The organism is Leifsonia sp. Soil_N53, assembly GCF_057655165.1.
Genome location: NZ_JBDGMM010000048.1, coordinates 14,726 through 31,340 on the forward strand (window position 1 = coordinate 14,726; position 16,615 = coordinate 31,340).

The window sequence follows — 16,615 nt, forward strand, 5'->3', positions numbered from 1 at the left end:
CCGTTCGCGCCTACTGGAATCGCACTCCGCCGCGACGCCCACGCGTGGCGAACGCCGCGTCCATCGCCTGCCGGACCACCGAGGAGTCGTAGCCCTTGCGCGCCAGGAACCCGTGCAGCCGCCGCCGCGCGGTCTCGTCGTCGTACGACGAGAGCTGCCGGATCCGCTTGACGGCCAGCTCGGTCGCCCGCTCCAGCTCGTCCTCGTCCGCGATATCGGCCACTGCCTCCTCGATCAGCTCGGGGTCGATGTGCCGCCGCTTGAGGTCGAGCTCGATCGCCGACCGCCCGAGCCCCTTGCGGCTGTGCTGGGTGAACGCCAGCGTCGCGGCGAGCGACGCGTCGTCGATCACGCCCATCGCCTGGAGCCGATCGAGTTCGGGCGCGAACACCTCGGGATCGATCTCACGCTTGGTGAGCAGCTGCTCCAACTCCCAGCGCGACATCCCCCGCCGCGCGAGCTGGCGGATGGTGAGCCCCGACGCCTTGCGCGCCAGCCGTTCGGTCTCCTGGTCGTCTGCGGAGGCGGTGCCGGCGTCGGACACGGTGCCGGTGTCGGACGAAGCGGTCGCGTCGACCGTGCCGGAACCCTGCGCAGGCTCAGCCGCCCACGTGTTGTTCCACTGTCCTGACGTGCTCCCCTGCCCGGGCTTGTTCCAGTGCTCCGACTTGCTCGACTGCTCAGCCGCATCACCCGAACCCGCAGCCCGCGAGTCCTGCGCCCCCGGAAGCTCCGCCACCGGTCGCACCACGCGCGGCTCACCCGAACGCTCTCGCTTCGCGGACGCCGACGCCCGACGCAACGGCGTCACCGGAGCCACATGGTCAGCCCCCTCGCCCCCAGCACCCGAGGATTCGGAAGGAAATCTCACGACCACGACAGCCCCCTCCTCATTCGTCTCCCGCTGATGCCCGTCCCGCTGTTGCCGGTGCCGCCGATGTCAGCGCCGTCGCGTGATCAGGCCCCCTTACGAGCCTGCAGCTTCTTCTCCAGCGAGTCCACGTTGTCCGCCTCCGCGGGCGCCGCGACCGCGTTCGGATCGGCGATGACCCCGAGCTTGATCAGGATCTTGTTCTCGATCTCGGCGGCGATGTCGGGGTTCGCGATGAGGAAGTTGCGCGAGTTCTCCTTGCCCTGACCGAGCTGGTCGCCCTCGTACGTGTACCAGGCGCCGGACTTCTTGACGATGGCGTGCTCCACACCGAAGTCGATCAAGCTGCCCTCGCGTGAGATGCCGACACCGTAGAGGATGTCGAACTCGGCCTGCTTGAAGGGCGGCGCCATCTTGTTCTTCACGACCTTGACGCGGGTGCGGTTGCCGACCGCCTCGGTGCCGTCCTTCAGCGTCTCGATGCGACGGATGTCGAGTCGCACCGACGCGTAGAACTTGAGCGCCTTACCACCGGCGGTGGTCTCGGGGCTTCCGAAGAAGACGCCGATCTTCTCGCGCAGCTGGTTGATGAAGATCATCGTGGTGTTCGTCTGGTTGAGCCCACCGGTCAGCTTTCGGAGCGCCTGCGACATGAGGCGCGCCTGGAGACCGACGTGGGAGTCGCCCATCTCGCCCTCGATCTCGGCCCGCGGCACGAGCGCGGCGACGGAGTCGATCACGATCAGGTCGATGGAGCCGGAACGGACGAGCATGTCGGCGATCTCGAGCGCCTGCTCACCGGTGTCGGGCTGGGAAACGAGGAGGGCGTCGATGTCGACGCCGAGCTTGCGGGCGTACTCCGGGTCGAGCGCGTGCTCGGCGTCGATGAAGGCCGCGATGCCGCCGGCCCGCTGGGCGTTGGCGATCGCGTGCAGCGTCAGCGTGGTCTTGCCGGAGGACTCCGGACCGTAGATCTCGACGATGCGGCCGCGGGGCAGACCCCCGATTCCGAGGGCGACGTCGAGTGCGATCGACCCGGTGGGGACGACCTCGACGGGGGCGCGCTCGTCGCTGCCCAGTCGCATGACCGAGCCCTTGCCGAACTGACGGTCGATCTGGGCGAGTGCGGTCTCGAGCGCCTTCTCGCGGTCTGCGGGTGATGGCATTGCGGTTCTCCTTCGTGGACTTCGCTGACGAGTTCGACTGTATGGCCGACCGCCGACACTCCAGGCGTCGACCGATCGATTCGTGGACAACTCGTTTTCGATTGCCGCCTGTGCAGGAGTCTACTCAGATCCGAACATATCTTCGAGCGGTTCGAACCGGCGTGTCGCGCGAAAGCGCACGGAAAGGATTACCGCTGGGGCGCCGGCTTGCCCGCGCCGTACCAGTGCGACTGCGGCACGCCGGTCTCGCGGCACAGCGCGAGCCACACCTCGCGCGCCGGGATGCCGGCGTTCAGCGCCTCCTGCGCGGTGCGTCCGCCGAGCTCCCCGAGCACGAGGTCGGTCAGCAGCGCCTGTCCGTATCCCGAGCCGAACTCGTCGGTGACGGCGCGCTGGAACTCGCTCAACTTCATGGGTTCACCTTAAACGAGTGGCGCCCCGCTTCGTGCGGGGCGCCCTCGGGAATGTCGTGGATGATCAGCGGGAGACGAGGTTCGCGTCCATCGCGGAGACGAAGTCGTCGGGGATGGTGTCGGGGATGACGGGCTCGAGACCTTCGAGCACCGCGATGCGGTCGCCGACCTCGCGCATGATGACGGACACCGGGGTCTCCAGCGCGTCGGCCACCGAGGCGAGGATCTCGCTCGAGGCCTCTTTCTGACCGCGCTCGACCTCGCTGAGGTAGCCGAGGGCGACACTCGCCTTGCTCGCGACCTGGCGGAGGGTGCGGCCCTTCTGCAGGCGGAAGTCCCTGAGCACGTCGCCGATTTCCTGACGTACAAGAATCATTTCGGAGCCTCCTTCTTCTACCCTGCCGACGTATCGAATGGATGCCAACTGTACCGCATCCATGTCAGTCACGATATCCGCGACGACTGGGCTTTTGTTGTGAATGCAACGACCTGTAACGAGACTGAAACAGTAGGTATTCCCTGGGCTCCGCGGCCGGTCCGAGCGGACCCCGCGAAGGGGTGTCAGTGCCTCTCGATGCCGAGCTCCGCGGCCAGTTCACCGACCGCTCGCGCGACCGTCTGGGCGCGGATGGACTGCCGGTCGCCGGCGAGGACCAGCTCGACGGAGCGGGTGCCGGCGGCCGACGACACGCCCAGGTAGACCGTGCCGACCTCACGTCCGCCCTGCGGGTCGGGACCGGCCACCCCGGTCGTCGAGACGCCGAGGTCGGCGGGCCTCCCGTCGACGGCGAGCCGCTCCCGGACACCAGAGGCCAGCTGGCGGGCGACCTCCGGATCCACCGGTCCTTCGCGGTCCAGGAGCGCCGCGTCGACGCCGAGCAGTGTGTGCTTGAGCTCGGTCGCGTACACGACGGCCGCGCCGAGCACGACCGCGGACGCTCCGGGGACGCGGGTCAGCTCGGCCGCGAGGCCTCCCCCGGTCAGCGACTCCGCGACGGCGATCGTCAGCCCGCGTTCGGCGAGCGTGCGCACCACCTGGAACGTGAGGTCGGCGGCGGCGACGTCGTCAGGCCCCGGCACGCTTGGCCTTCCGGCCGCGGTACGCCTGCCACAGGTAGTCGAAGCCGGTCACGACGGTCAGGATCACCGCGGCGGTCATCAGGATGCCGTTCACCCAGTAGATCCAGTCGCCGAAGATCGTCCAGAGCGGGAACAGCGCGAACGAGATGGCCACCGACTGCACGACGGTCTTGATCTTGCCGCCGCGGGACGCCGCGATGACGCCCTGGCGGATGACGACGAACCGGTAGACGGTGATGCCGATCTCCCGCACCAGGATGACGATCGTGACCCACCACGGCAGCTCGCCGAGGATCGACAGCGAGACCAGCGCTCCCCCGGTCAGCACCTTGTCGGCGATCGGGTCGAGCAGCTTGCCGAGATCGGTGACCAGGTTGTTGCGCCGCGCGATGGCGCCGTCCACGCCGTCGGTGGCGATGGCGAGCACGAACAGGACGGCGGCCGTCCAGCGCAGCGGGCCGTCCGCGCCGCCGTCGGCGAGCAGCATCCAGATGAACAGCGGCGCGAGCAGGATCCGTACCACCGTGATGAGGTTGGGCACGTTCCAGTTGCTCGCACGGTTCGCGCTGCCGCCCGCCGCGGCAGGCGGGGGCGTGTCGGGCACCGACATCGCTCTACTCCCTGCCGGTCAGCTTCCAGGCGTCCTCGTCCGAGTCGCCGTCCACCTCAGGATAGCCCTCGGTCATCGCCGCGACAGGGTCGGCGCCATAACGGTCGCCGTCGCCGCCCGCAACGCCACCCGCGGGCTGCTCCGCCGGCGCCGGAGCGCTCGCCGGCCGAGACGGCGGCTCCTCCCCGCGCAGACGGCCAAGCACCTGCGCGAGCTGCTCCGTGGTCACGAGCACGTCGCGCGCCTTCGACCCTTCGGACGGCCCGACGATCTCGCGGGACTCGAGCAGGTCCATGAGCCGCCCGGCCTTCGCGAAGCCGACGCGCAGCTTGCGCTGCAGCATCGAGGTGGAGCCGAACTGCGACGAGACGACGAGCTCGGCCGCCGCGAGCAGCAGCTCCAGGTCGTCCCCGATGTCGGAGTCGATCTGCTTCTTCTCCGCGCCCACGGTGACGTCCTGGCGATAGTCCGGCCTGGCCTGCCGGGTCACGTGGTCGACGACCTTCTGGATCTCGTCCTCGTTCACCCACGCGCCCTGCACGCGCACGGCCTTGGACGCGCCCATCGGGAGGAACAGGCCGTCGCCCTGGCCGATCAGCTTGTCGGCGCCCGGCTGGTCGAGGATGACGCGCGAGTCCGTGACGCTGGTCACGGCGAACGCGAGCCGGGAGGGGACGTTCGCCTTGATCAGGCCGGTGACGACGTCGACGGACGGACGCTGCGTGGCGAGCACCAGGTGGATGCCGGACGCGCGCGCGAGCTGGGTGATGCGGACGATCGAGTCCTCGACGTCGCGCGGGGCGACCATCATCAGGTCCGCGAGCTCGTCCACGACGACGAGCAGATAGGGGTAGGGCTTGAGCTTCCGCTCGCTGCCCTCCGGCAGCACGATCTCGTTGTTGACGACGGCCTTGTTGAAGTCGTCGATGTGCCGGAAGCCGAAGCTCGCCAGGTCGTCGTAGCGCATGTCCATCTCTTTGACGACCCACTGCAGCGCCTCGGCGGCCTTCTTGGGGTTCGTGATGATGGGCGTGATGAGGTGCGGGACGCCGCCGTAGATGGTGAGCTCGACGCGCTTCGGGTCGATGAGCACCATGCGGACCTCGGACGGCTTCGCCCGCATCAGGAGGCTGGTGATCATCGAGTTGACGAAGCTCGACTTGCCGGAGCCCGTGGAGCCGGCCACCAGGAGGTGGGGCATCTTCGCCAGGTTGGCGACCACGAACCCGCCGCCGACGTCCTTGCCGACGCCGATCGTCATCGGATGGGTGCTCTTGACGGAGGCCGGAGAGCGCAGGATGTCGCCGAGCGAGACGATCTCGCGGTCGCTGTTCGGGATCTCGACGCCGATCGCGCTCTTGCCCGGGATCGGCGAGAGGATGCGGACCTCGTTGCTCGCGACGGCGTACGAGAGGTTCTTGCTGAGCGCCGTGACGCGCTCGACCTTGACGCCGGGGCCCAGTTCGATCTCGTACTGCGTGACCGTCGGGCCGCGCGAGTACCCGGTCACCTTGGCGTCGACGCCGAACTGGGTCAGCACCTCCGTGATCGCGGCGACGATCTCCTCGTTCGCGTTGGAGCGGATCTTGGCGGGCGTGCCCGCCGACAGCATCGAGGCCGACGGCAGGTTGTACGGCGCGGTCGGCTGCGCCGCGCCGCCGTCGTCGACCGCGACGGTCTCGTCGAAGTCGTCGGCGCCCGCCTGGAAGCCGGGGAGCACGGCGGAGGCCGTCGGCACGATGGGCGCCGCGGCGGCGGTCGGCGGCAGTTCGCCCGTGAAGCGCTGCAGGACGTTCTCGGCGTTGGCGAGCTCGCCGAGCACCTCGGTGTTGTAGTGGGCGCTCGACGGGTCGGGCTCGATCGCGGACGCGAACTCGCCCTTGCCGCGCGTCGGTGCGCCGAACACCTCGGTGAGGTCGGCCGGGGCCTCGTAGTCCGGGTCCTCCTCGCGCTGGGACTTGTTGCGCCGCCACCAGGGCAGGGCGGTCTCGCCCTCCTGCTCGTCGTCGACGCCGTCGAGCTCGACCTGCGCCGTGCGCTGGCTCTTGCGCTCGTCCTTGGCCTCCTGGCGCTCCTCCTCCGTCGGCAGTTGCGCGCCGAACAGATACGCGTACAGCTCGCGGATACGCTGCGGCAGCTTGTTGGGCGGTGTCTTGGTGATGATGAAGAGGCTCAGGATCAGCAGGAGGATGATGACGGCGCCTGCGCCGTACGGCGTGATCAGCCAGGAGAGCGGCGCGGCGATCAGCCAGCCGAGCATCCCGCCCGCCTGGGCCAGCGCGGCCACCCCGTCGGTGGGCGACGGGTGATGGCTGAACAGGTGGCACAGCCCGGAGATCGTGAGCAGGAGGATGCCGAGACCGATCCCGATGCGGGTGTTGTCGTGCACGGAGCTGGGATGCCGGAACAGCCAGGCGGCGAAGATCACCATGACGACCGGCAGCGCGAACGCGACCCGGCCGAAGAGTAGGCCGAACGTCCAGGAGTCGAGCGTGCGGGCGACCTGGTCGTTGATCAGGAACCACTCGATGACGACCCCGGCGATGGCGAGCAGCACGAGGAAGAACGGGAAGCCGTCGCGGCGCTCCTCCTTGCTGAGCTTCTCCGGACCGAGCGCACGGAACGCGCCGCCGGTGAGATGGGCGAGCCCCATCCACGCGCGCGCGAGCGGGCTCGGCGCGCCGTCCGCCGCCGGGTAGGCGACGGTCTTCTGCGTTGCGGTCTTGGCCGGGCTCTTGGCCGCCGTCTTGCGCGCCGTCGAGCCGCCGCGACCGGACCCCCGGGCGGACGATGTCGACTTGGTGCTCGTAGCCATAGGCTCAACGGTACTTCGGACCCCCGCCAGGGGGACGGATCCCGCGCCTGGAATGGGGAAAATCGCCCGCAGGACGCGGCTGTGAGGGAACCGCCCTCAGCGCACCACGCGCACCATCGTGTCCGCCGTCGCGCGCGAGCGCACCGTCACGTAGCCCTCGCTCACGTAGAGCCGCTGGGCGAAGTTCGAACGCTCGACGCTCAGGCTCAGCCTGCTCGCGCCGGTGCCCGCGGCGAGCCTCCCGATCTCCTGCAGGAGCGCGCGGCCGACCCCTTGCGCGCGCCACTGCGTGTTGACGCCGAGGGTCAGCTCCGGGACGCCGACCGCGACGAAACCGCTGCCGGGGGCATCGGCCGGGAACAGGCGTGCCCAGCAGGCTCCGACGGCGGCGCCGTGGGCGTCCTCCGCGACGCAGCCGAAGTCCCCCGGCCGCTTCCATCCGGCGATGTACCGCAGGACGGCCGGGTCCTCCAGCACGGCGACGCGCGGCCGGGCCCGCGACGCGTTCCAGTTCGCGGCCTCCACCAGCATGTCGGAGAGGACGCGCGCATCCTGCCCGCTCGCCGGGCGGATCCGGAACGCTGTCATGGCTGAACGCTACTCGCCGGGATGTTTCGTGCGGGTTACAGGCACCCGGGTTCGGGCCGGGATCACGCCTCGATGACCAGCGGCACGATCATCGGGCGGCGGCGGTAGCTGGTGTTGACCCAGCGGCCGACGGTGCGGCGCACCACCTGCGAGAGCGCGTGCGAGTCGCGGACGCCGTTGTGGGCCGCGTCGGCGAGCGCCGCCGCGATCTTCGGCTTGACGGCGTCGAACACCGCGTCGTCCTCGGCGAAGCCGCGGGCGTGGATCTCGGGGCCGGTGACGATGCGGCCACTGGCGGCCTCCACGACCACGATGATCGAGATGAAGCCCTCCTCGCCCAGGATGCGGCGGTCCTTGAGGTCGGCGTCGGTGATCTCGCCCACGCTCGAGCCGTCGACGTAGACGAAGCCGAGGTCGAGCTGGCCGACCACGCGGGCGACGCCGTCGCGGAGGTCGATGACCGTGCCGTCCTCGGCGATGATCGTGTTCTTCTCCGGCACGCCGGTGTCCATGGCGAGCCGCGCGTTGGCGACCAGGTGCCGGTACTCGCCGTGCACGGGCATGACGTTGCGGGGCTTCAGGATGTTGTAGCAGTAGAGCAGCTCGCCCGCGGCGGCGTGACCGGACACGTGCACCTTGGCGTTGCCCTTGTGCACGACGTTCGCGCCGAGCTTGGTGAGCCCGTCGATGACCCGGTAGACCGCGTTCTCGTTGCCCGGGATGAGGCTGGAGGCCAGGATGACCGTGTCGCCGGGACCGACCTCGATCTGGTGGTCGAGGTTCGCCATGCGCGCGAGCACCGCCATCGGCTCGCCCTGGGATCCGGTCGACATGTAGACGATCTCGTCGTCCGGCAGGTCGGCGGCCTTCTTGTAGTCGATGAGCACGCCTTCGGGCACCTTGAGGTAGCCGAGTTCGGCGGCGATCGTCATGTTGCGGACCATCGAGCGGCCGAGCAGGGCGACGCGCCGGCCGTTGGCCGCGGCGGCGTCGAGCACCTGCTGCACGCGGTGGACGTGGCTGGAGAAGCTGGCGACGATCACCCGGCGCGGAGCTCGCGCGATCACGTTGTCGAGCACCGGGCCGATGGAGCGCTCCAGCGGCGTGAAGCCGGGGACGTCGGCGTTGGTGGAGTCGGCCATGAACAGGTCGACGCCCCTCTCGCCCAGTCGGGCGAAGGCGCGCAGGTCGGTGATCCGGTCGTCGAGCGGCAGCTGGTCCATCTTGAAGTCGCCGGTGTGCAGGACGGTGCCGGCCGGCGTGGTGATGGCGACGGCGAGCGCGTCCGGGATGGAGTGGTTGACCGCGACGAACTCCAGGTCGAACGGGCCGAGCTGCTCGGTGCGGCCCTCCTTGACCGTCAGCGTGTACGGCTGGATGCGGTGCTCCTTGAGCTTCGCCTCCACCAGCGCCAGGGTCAGGCCGGAGCCGATCAGCGGGATGTCGGCGCGCAGCTTGAGGAGATAGGGCACCGCGCCGATGTGGTCCTCGTGACCGTGGGTCAGCACGACGCCGAGGACGTCGTCGAGGCGGTCGCGGACCGGCGCGAAGTCGGGCAGGATCAGGTCGACGCCGGGCTGGTCCTGCTCGGGGAACAGGACGCCGCAGTCGACGATGAGGAGCTTGCCCTCGTATTCGAACACGGTCATGTTGCGGCCGATCTCGCCGAGACCGCCGGTGGGGATGATCCGAAGCGTTCCCGGTTCGAGTGCCGGGGGGTCGGAGACGACGTTGGGCATGTGCCCTCCAATATCGAGATGTTTACGTGCGATCCGGGCCGTGGCCCGGGGTGGATCCGGCCGCTGAGCGGCCCTAGCGTGTGGCCCCGGCGATCTTGGGCAGCGCGCCGCCGGCGGCGGCGTTGCGGTCGGGACGGAAGTTGGAGAAGTCGGCGCCGGGGATGTCGCGGACGAGGTCGAGTTCGTCCTCGATCTGGGCGGCCTCCCACTCCTCCGGGCCGACCAGCGGGAGACGGACGCGCGGGCTGGAGATGCGCCCCAGCCCGTGCAGGATGTACTTGGCTGCGACCGTGCCGGGCACGTGCGTCATGACGGCGCGGACCAGCGGCTCGAGCTTCTTGTGGGCTGCGGTCGCGGTGGTCAGGTCGCCGGCGTTGACCGCGTCCACGATCTGCCGGTAGGGCGTCGCGGTGATGTTGGCCGTGACGCCGATGAGGCCGGTGGCCCCGATCGCCAGGTGCGGGAGCACGTTGGCGTCGTCGCCCGAGAAGTACAGGAGATCCGTCTGGTTGAGCACGCGGCTCACCTCGCTGAAGTCGCCCTTCGCGTCTTTGATCGCCAGCACATTGGGGTGCTTGGCGATGCGGAGGATGGTCTCGTACTTGATCGGGATGCCCGTGCGGCCGGGGATGTCGTAGAGGATGACCGGCAGGTCGGTGGAGTCCGCGATCATCCGGAAGTGCGTGAGCACGCCGGCCTGCGTCGGCTTGTTGTAGTAGGGCGTGACGATCATGACTCCGTCGGCGCCCGCCTTCTCGCTCTGCTTGTAGAGCTGGATGGCGTGCGCGGTCTCGTTGGAGCCGCCGCCCGTGATGATCTTGGCCCGGCCGGCCGCGACATCCTTGCCCACCTCGACCAGCCGCAGCTTCTCGGCGTCGGTGAGCGTCGAGGTCTCGCCGGTGGTGCCCGTGACGACGATGCCGTCCGCGCCCGCGACGATGACATCGTCCATGTGCTTCTCCACGCCGGCCCAGTCGACCTCGCCGTCGGCGGTGAAGGGCGTGACCAGGGCGACGAGCACCTGGCCGAACGGGTTCGCGGGAGCAGCCATGGGATCAAGGCTATCGGGTCGGGCAGGACGACCGCCTCCCCGGCGGCCGATCTGTGGAGAGCCCGCGGCGGGCCCCGGCTGTGCAGGAGCCCGTCATCTTCGGTCACATCCCGTCGGCGGAGCCTGCCGGGGCGTATCGTCGCGCTCACCATGTCCGCCGCCTCCGCCCTCCTCGTCCTGCTCGCCCTGGTCGCCGTCGCGACCGCCGCGGGCGTCGTCTGGCGCGCGCGGACCGGCCGCGTGCGCGCGACCAGAGCCGACCGCGTCACGGCGTCCGAGGTGGGCGCCGCCGGACTCGGCCCGCGCGCCACGCTCGTCCAGTTCTCCACCGCCTTCTGCGCCCAGTGCCCGTCGACGGCGCGGGTGCTGCACGGCGTGGCGGGCGAGCGCGACGGCGTCGAGCACGTGGACGTCGACCTCACCGCGCGCCCCGAGCTCGCCCGCCGGTTCGGCGTGCTGCAGACCCCCACCACGCTGCTGCTCGACGCCCGCGGCACCGTCCGCGGCCGCATCGCCGGCGCCGCCCGGCCGGGCGACGTGCGCAGCGCCCTCGACCGCATCCTGACGGAGTGACCATGACCGAGAACCCGAGCACCACCCGCCCCGGCGCCGCCGGCATCGACCCGCGCTCCCCGCGATTCGGCGCCGCCATCACCGCCGTCCTGCTGCTGATCGACCTCTTCCTCGCCCTCACCGGCGCCACCGCCGCCGCGGCCGTGCTGCTGATCGTGATCGCCGCCCTGTTCGCGTGGGGCGCGTTCGCCGGTGTCCGCCGGCATCCGTACGGCCTGCTGTACCGCGTCGCCGTCCGCCCGCGGCTCGCTCCGCCGGCCGAGCTGGAGGACCCGGCGCCGCCGACCTTCGCCCAGGGCGTCGGCCTCGTGGTCACCGGCCTCGGCCTGCTGCTGTTCGTGGTCGGCGTGCCGGCCGCGCTTCCGATCGCCGCCGCGCTCGCCTTCCTGGCCGCGTTCCTGAACGCCGTCTTCGGCTACTGCCTCGGCTGCCAGATCTACCTCCTCCTCGTGCGGGCCGGCGTGATTCGGCGAGACGCGACCACCGCCTGAACGGCGAAACCGGGAATCCCCCGAGCGGGGGTCGACCCCACTGGGGCCGCCAGTATTCTGGTCGAGCCCGCGCGCATTCTCGCGGCGCGGCTCACAGGAGGTCTCATGGCAGTCACCAGCGAATCCACCACGGTCTGGACCGGCGATCTGAAGTCCGGCTCCGGAACGGTCTCCCTCGACTCCTCGGGAGCGGCCACGCTCTCGGTGGACTGGAAGGCCCGCTCGGAGGGCGGCGCGGAGACCGCCACGCCCGAAGAACTGCTCGGCGCGGCGCACTCCGCGTGCTTCTCGATGGCGTTCTCGAACGTCCTCGCGACCTTCGGCACGCCGCCGGAGAGCATCCGCACCACTGCCGCGGTGACATTCGACCCCGCGCAGGGCATCACCGGCAGCCACCTCCTGGTCCAGGCCACGGTGCCGGGGCTCGGCGAGGAGGACTTCCAGCGCCTGGCCGACGAGGCGAAGCGCACCTGCCCGGTCTCGCGGGCGCTCGTCGGCATCCCGATCACGATCGAAGCAACGCTGGCCTGAGACCATGCGCGTGCTCGTGGCCGGCGCGTCCGGCATGATCGGCACCGAGCTCGTCCGCGCGCTCCGGGCGGGGGGCCACGTCGCCCTCCGTCTGGTGCGGCGGGAGCCCGCCGCCGCGGACGAGCGCGCCTGGGCTCCGTCGGCGCGGAGCATCGACCTGCGGCTGCTGGACGGCGCGGACGCCGTGGTGAACCTCTCCGGCGCCTCCCTCAACCGGCTGCCGTGGACGGCGGCGCACAAGCGCCGGATCCTCGACTCCCGCCTGGCCGCGACCGGGACGCTGGCGGACGGGATGCGCCAGGCCGCCGACCCGCCCGGCGTCTTCGTCAGCGGCTCGGCCGTCGGATACTACGGCGACCGGCCCGGCCAGACGCTGACCGAGGACTCCGCCAAGGGCACCGGGTTCCTCTCCGACGTCGTCGACTCGTGGGAGACCGCGGCGCGGCTCGCCCCCGACACCACGCGGGTGGTCACCGTCCGCACGGGAGTCGTCGTCGGGCACGGCGGCGCGATGACGCCGCTGCTGCCGCTCGCCAAGCTGGGACTCGTCGGCCCGATCGCGGGAGGCCGGCAGCACTGGCCCTGGGTGAGCCTGCGCGACGAGGCGGCCGCGATCGTCCACCTGCTGACCTCCGGCCTGCGCGGCCCCGTCAACCTCGTCGGCCCGGAGCCCGCGACCGCCGCCGAAGTACTACGTGCGCTCGCGGCGGCGGTGCACCGGCCGTACGGGCTCCCGCTGCCCCGACCGGTCGTGAGCCTGGGGCTCGGTGAGGCCGGGCGCGAGCTGCTGCTCGCCGACCAGCGCGTGCTCCCGCAGCGCCTGCTCGACGACGGGTTCGTGTTCCGGGACGCCACCGTGCGGGACGCGATGAAGCAGCTCGTGGCTTAGCGCGCTGCGCGCGCGGCGCGCTCCTCGGCCCGGTACAGCTCGATCGCCTGACGCAGAGCGGCGCGCGCCCGGCGCCGGTCGCCGCTCGCGTCGTAGGCGAGCCCGAGCCGGAACCAGGCGCGCCAGCTCTCCGGCGCGGCCTCCACCTCGGCCTTGTACTGCGGGAAATCCGCATCGGCGGCATCCCGCAACGGCCGGCCGCTGGCCCGATGCGGGAGGTCGTCCACCGGCAGGGTGCCCTCCGCCGCCATCAGCCTGACGAGCTTCTCGGTGCGGGCGCCGAACAGCAGCTCGCGGCCGATCGCCCAGGCGGCGATGAACGGCAGGACGATCAGCGCGACGCCCATCGCGATGCCCACACCGTCACCGGACGCCATGAGCAGCACGGCGCGCTGCGCGACCAGCACCAGATAGACCAGGAGCAGCAGCGCCATGAACAGCGCCGCGAGGCGATTGCGCATCGGGAGGCCTACACCTCGCGGACGGTCGGCCGTGGCGGCTCCCCGTCCGGCTCCGCGATGCCGAGGTCGACCAGCTTGTCGAGGCCGACGACGACGCCCGTGGTCGTCGCGGCGGCACGCAGCGCGAGCAGGATGCCGGCCTCGTACGCGTCCGAGCCGATCGTGTCGTGCCGGATGGTGAGCGTCTCCCCCGCGCCGCCGAAGATCACCTGCTGCTGCGCGGCCACACCGCGCATCCGGAGGCTGTGGATCGGCACGCTCGCGACCTGCTGGCCGCGCGCCCGCTGATCCGTGTGCGGCGCGTCCACCGGGCCGCGCCGCAGCCGGGCGGCGCCGATCAGCTCCGCTGTCCGCACGGCGGTCCCGGACGGCGAGTCGACCTTGCCCGCTCCGTGCGTCTCGACGATCTCGATCGAGTCGAAGAACCGCGCGGCGACGGTCGCGAAGGCGGTGCCCAGCGCCGAGCCCAGCGAGAAGTTCGGGATGACGACCGCGCCGGCGCCGTCGTGCTCGGCGACCCGGCGTTCGAGGTCGAGGATGCGGTCGGCCGACCACCCGGAGGTGCCGACGAGCACGTTGAGGCCGTGGTCGACCGCGAACGCGACGATCCCCTGGCTGACCTGGGGAAGCGTCATGTCCACGAGCACGTCGGCTCCGACCATCGCGTCGAGCGGGGTGCGCGAGTCGAGAGCGGCCACCAGCTCCAGGTCGTCGGCCGCCTCGATGAGGCGGACCGCCACGGATCCGAGCTTGCCGGTCGCCCCGGCCACGGCCACGCGAATAGTCACCCGTCCATCCTACCTGCCGCGCGGCGGCCGCTAGCCTGGGACGATGGTGTCCTTTGCCGATGTCTCCGTCACCGACGCGACCGCCCACCGCATGCTGGCGGACTACTTCGCCGAACGGGCGGAGACCTTCCCCGCGTCCCAGGGCGCGTACCGCACGACGTTCCCCGACCCAAGCCAGTTCGTCCCGCCCGCCGGCGTCTTCCTGCTGGCGTACGACGACGGGGAGGCGGGCTGCGGAGGCGTCCGCGAGCTGGCCGTCCCGCTGTCGGAGACGGACGACGGCGAGCAGATCGTCCGCTACGAGATCAAGCACCTCTGGGTGGCGCCCGCGCACCGCGGGGCAGGCCTCGGCCGTGCCATCCTCGGCGAGCTGGAGCACCGGGCGCGCGGCTTCGGCGCGACGGAGGTCGTCCTCGACACCAACGCGAGCCTGGAGGCCGCGGGCCGGCTCTACCGCTCGCAGGGCTACGAGAGCATCCAGCCTTACAACGAGAACCCGAACGCGACGGACTGGTTCCGCAAGAAGCTCAGCTAGACCGGCTGCAGCTCCGGGAGCCCGGTGCGCAGTTCCACCGGGAGGTGGCCGAGGTCGTTGTGAACCACCAGCACGGGCGGCTTCGCCGAGCGCACCCGGATGATGGTGAGGCCGCAGTTCGCCTGGTTGAGGCCGAGCCAGCGCCAGGCCGGCGCGTCGAACACGTGCCGCACGAACCAGCCGATGACGAAGTTGTGCGTCACGAGCAGGTCGTGCCGGTCGCCCATCGCGGGCGTCAGGAACTCGTGGATGGCGTCCTCCATCTGCGCACGCCCGGCGTCGATCTCCGCCTCCGTGACGGGTCCGAAGAACGACTCGAACGCCTTGGGCATGTCGGGCGTCGGCCCCGACGGGATGCAGTCGAACAGCAGGCTCGACGGCTCGGGAACCACGGCGGGCATCCGCTCGGCGATGATCGAGGCGGTCTCCTCGGCGCGGATGAGCGGCGAGTGGTACATGCCCGTCAGCGGCAGCCCGCTCAACCGGTCGGCGATCAGCTGGGCCTGGCGCTTGCCCCGCGGCGAGAGCGGGCCGTCGGGCAGGCCGTGCTCGGCGTCCTGCTGCTCGCCGTGACGCACGAGGTAGAGGTAATGAGGCACCGGGAAGACCTTTCGATGGATCGGATGGAGACGGAGGTCAGGCCACCAGGCCCGCGAAGACGTCGTCGTCGACGCCACCCACCGCGGAGACCGAGACCGGGCGGTCGGCCAGGTCCCGTGCGAGTTCCCGGACGTCGCCGGCCGTGACCAGGTGCAGCCGCCGGAGGCTCTCGTCGAGGTCGGCGAACTCCCCCAGGCTGATCTCGGCGCGGCCGAGACGCGACATCCGGGTGTCGGAGTCCTCCAGCGCGAGCGCCGCCCCGCCGGAGAGCTGGCCGACCGCACGGCGGAGCTCGTCGGCGGTCACACCGCCGTCGGCGAGGCGGTGCAGCTCGGCGAGCATCAGCTCGGCGACCTGCCTGGCCTTCGCCGGCGCGCAGCCGGAGTAGAGCCCGAAGACGCCGGCGTCGGAGTAGGAGCCGGAGAACGAGTAGACGGCGTAGGCGAGTCCGCGCCTCTCGCGGACCTCCTGGAACAGCCGGCTCGACATCCCGCCGCCCAGGATGGAGTTGAGCACGCTCATCGTCGTGCGGCGCTCGTCCGTCGCGACGATGCCGGGCACGCCGATGATGAGGTTGGCCTGCTCGATCGGCCGCGAGACGGTCACGACCGCGGCGCCGCGCTCGACCGTCGCCGGCGCCGTCGGACGGCGGTCGACGGGAGCCGCCTGCTCGCTCGCATCCCAGCCCGCGCTGTCGAGGGCCCGTTGCACGCCCGCGACGAGGAGGTCGTGGTCGACCGCGCCCGCGGCCGTCACGACCAGGTCGCGCGGGCGGTAGTTGGCCCGGTAGTGGCTCCACACGGCGTCGCGGGTCGCGGCGCGGATCGTCTCGGGTCGGCCACCGATCGGGCGCCCTAGCGGATGGTCGCCCAGCACGGCGTAGAACAGGCGCTCGTTCGCCACGTCGGACGGGTCGTCCTCGGCCATCGACAGCTCTTCGAGGATGACGCCGCGCTCGTTCTCGAACTCGGTGGGGTCGAGCACGGACGAGGTGAGCATGTCGCCGATCACCTCCACCGCCATCGGGAGGTCGCGGTCCTGCACCTTGGCGTAGTAGCAGGTGTACTCCTTGGCGGTCATCGCGTTGTGCTCGCCGCCGACCGAGTCGAAGGCCACCGCGATGTCGAGGGAGGTGCGCGTGCGCGTGCCCTTGAAGAGGAGGTGCTCGAGGAAGTGCGTGGAGCCCAGGCTCCCTGCGACGTCGGCCGTCTCGTCCCGCGAACCGACCGCCACCCAGTAGCCGAGGGTCGCGCTGCGGGCGCCGGGGACCTGCTCGCTGAGGATGCGGACGCCGTTCGGCAGGATCGTGCGGCGGACCAGCGCGTCGCCGGAGGCGGCGAAAGCGAGGTCGGCCAGACCGAGCGGGAGGTCGACTGCGCTGTTCATCCCCTCCACCCTACGCCAGCGCCCGATC

General features: G+C 71.0%; 19 protein-coding genes. 5 read left to right on the forward strand and 14 right to left on the reverse strand.

Annotated elements, in window-relative coordinates; genetic code table 11:
• Window positions 1-10 precede the first annotated feature (10 nt).
• The 10 genes from AC3A3H_RS06450 to dapA all read right to left on the reverse strand — a co-directional run bounded on the left by AC3A3H_RS06450 (window position 11) and on the right by dapA (window position 10,333).
• Window positions 11-739, reverse strand: a complete 729-nt coding sequence (locus tag AC3A3H_RS06450) for a regulatory protein RecX (protein ID WP_487613725.1) — start codon at window positions 737-739, stop codon at window positions 11-13.
• A 218-nt stretch (window positions 740-957) separates the two neighbouring features.
• Entirely contained in the window at window positions 958-2,037 is a 1,080-nt protein-coding gene (gene recA, locus AC3A3H_RS06455) for a recombinase RecA (RefSeq protein WP_487613726.1), read from the reverse strand.
• 188 nt (window positions 2,038-2,225) lie between these two features.
• Complete coding sequence (locus AC3A3H_RS06460; protein WP_487613727.1) at window positions 2,226-2,450, reverse strand: DUF3046 domain-containing protein; 225 nt, start codon at window positions 2,448-2,450, stop codon at window positions 2,226-2,228.
• Window positions 2,451-2,514: 64 nt separating this feature from the next.
• Complete coding sequence (locus AC3A3H_RS06465) at window positions 2,515-2,826, reverse strand: helix-turn-helix domain-containing protein (RefSeq protein WP_345834619.1); 312 nt, start codon at window positions 2,824-2,826, stop codon at window positions 2,515-2,517.
• Between the two features lie 185 nt (window positions 2,827-3,011).
• The gene (locus AC3A3H_RS06470; protein ID WP_487613728.1) at window positions 3,012-3,530 is read right to left on the reverse strand and encodes a CinA family protein; all 519 of its coding nucleotides are present in this window, start codon (window positions 3,528-3,530) and stop codon (window positions 3,012-3,014) included.
• A complete protein-coding gene (pgsA, locus tag AC3A3H_RS06475) occupies window positions 3,517-4,140 on the reverse strand; it encodes a CDP-diacylglycerol--glycerol-3-phosphate 3-phosphatidyltransferase (RefSeq protein WP_487613729.1) in 624 nt (207 codons plus the stop codon). Before pgsA ends, AC3A3H_RS06470 begins: the two co-directional genes overlap by 14 nt.
• Window positions 4,141-4,144: 4 nt before the next feature.
• Window positions 4,145-6,955 carry an FtsK/SpoIIIE family DNA translocase gene (locus AC3A3H_RS06480; RefSeq protein WP_487613730.1) on the reverse strand — a complete coding sequence of 937 codons (2,811 nt, stop codon included), beginning with the start codon at window positions 6,953-6,955 and terminating at the stop codon, window positions 4,145-4,147.
• 96 nt (window positions 6,956-7,051) lie between these two features.
• On the reverse strand, window positions 7,052-7,543 hold the full coding sequence (locus tag AC3A3H_RS06485) for an N-acetyltransferase family protein (protein WP_487613731.1): 492 nt from the start codon (window positions 7,541-7,543) through the stop codon (window positions 7,052-7,054).
• Window positions 7,544-7,605: 62 nt separating this feature from the next.
• A complete protein-coding gene (locus AC3A3H_RS06490; protein ID WP_487613732.1) occupies window positions 7,606-9,282 on the reverse strand; it encodes a ribonuclease J in 1,677 nt (558 codons plus the stop codon).
• A gap of 73 nt (window positions 9,283-9,355) precedes the next feature.
• Complete coding sequence (gene dapA, locus AC3A3H_RS06495; RefSeq protein ID WP_487613733.1) at window positions 9,356-10,333, reverse strand: 4-hydroxy-tetrahydrodipicolinate synthase; 978 nt, start codon at window positions 10,331-10,333, stop codon at window positions 9,356-9,358.
• Between the two features lie 150 nt (window positions 10,334-10,483).
• On the opposite strand from dapA, the gene AC3A3H_RS06500 reads away from it, so the two are divergent.
• From AC3A3H_RS06500 to AC3A3H_RS06515, 4 genes are all read left to right on the forward strand, one after another.
• A complete protein-coding gene (locus AC3A3H_RS06500) occupies window positions 10,484-10,906 on the forward strand; it encodes a thioredoxin family protein (protein WP_487613734.1) in 423 nt (140 codons plus the stop codon).
• Between the two features lie 2 nt (window positions 10,907-10,908).
• Window positions 10,909-11,397 (forward strand): DUF4395 domain-containing protein, encoded by a 489-nt coding sequence (locus AC3A3H_RS06505; RefSeq protein WP_487613735.1) that lies wholly within the window; start codon window positions 10,909-10,911, stop codon window positions 11,395-11,397.
• A gap of 105 nt (window positions 11,398-11,502) precedes the next feature.
• Complete coding sequence (locus tag AC3A3H_RS06510; RefSeq protein ID WP_487613736.1) at window positions 11,503-11,928, forward strand: OsmC family peroxiredoxin; 426 nt, start codon at window positions 11,503-11,505, stop codon at window positions 11,926-11,928.
• A gap of 4 nt (window positions 11,929-11,932) precedes the next feature.
• The gene (locus AC3A3H_RS06515; RefSeq protein WP_487613737.1) at window positions 11,933-12,817 is read left to right on the forward strand and encodes a TIGR01777 family oxidoreductase; all 885 of its coding nucleotides are present in this window, start codon (window positions 11,933-11,935) and stop codon (window positions 12,815-12,817) included.
• Here the strand turns inward: AC3A3H_RS06515 and AC3A3H_RS06520 are convergent.
• Entirely contained in the window at window positions 12,814-13,278 is a 465-nt protein-coding gene (locus tag AC3A3H_RS06520) for a hypothetical protein (RefSeq protein WP_487613738.1), read from the reverse strand. The genes AC3A3H_RS06515 and AC3A3H_RS06520 overlap by 4 nt on opposite strands.
• 8 nt (window positions 13,279-13,286) lie before the next feature.
• Complete coding sequence (gene dapB / locus AC3A3H_RS06525) at window positions 13,287-14,066, reverse strand: 4-hydroxy-tetrahydrodipicolinate reductase (RefSeq protein ID WP_487613739.1); 780 nt, start codon at window positions 14,064-14,066, stop codon at window positions 13,287-13,289.
• A 43-nt stretch (window positions 14,067-14,109) separates the two neighbouring features.
• Between dapB and AC3A3H_RS06530 the strand changes: the two genes are divergently transcribed.
• On the forward strand, window positions 14,110-14,601 hold the full coding sequence (locus tag AC3A3H_RS06530) for a GNAT family N-acetyltransferase (protein WP_487613740.1): 492 nt from the start codon (window positions 14,110-14,112) through the stop codon (window positions 14,599-14,601).
• Here AC3A3H_RS06530 and AC3A3H_RS06535 read toward each other — a convergent pair.
• Window positions 14,598-15,200, reverse strand: coding sequence for a histidine phosphatase family protein (locus AC3A3H_RS06535; protein WP_487613741.1), 603 nt, complete (start codon window positions 15,198-15,200; stop codon window positions 14,598-14,600). The genes AC3A3H_RS06530 and AC3A3H_RS06535 overlap by 4 nt on opposite strands.
• A 37-nt stretch (window positions 15,201-15,237) precedes the next feature.
• The gene (locus tag AC3A3H_RS06540; protein ID WP_487613742.1) at window positions 15,238-16,587 is read right to left on the reverse strand and encodes a M16 family metallopeptidase; all 1,350 of its coding nucleotides are present in this window, start codon (window positions 16,585-16,587) and stop codon (window positions 15,238-15,240) included.
• Between the last annotated feature and the right edge of the window lie 28 nt (window positions 16,588-16,615).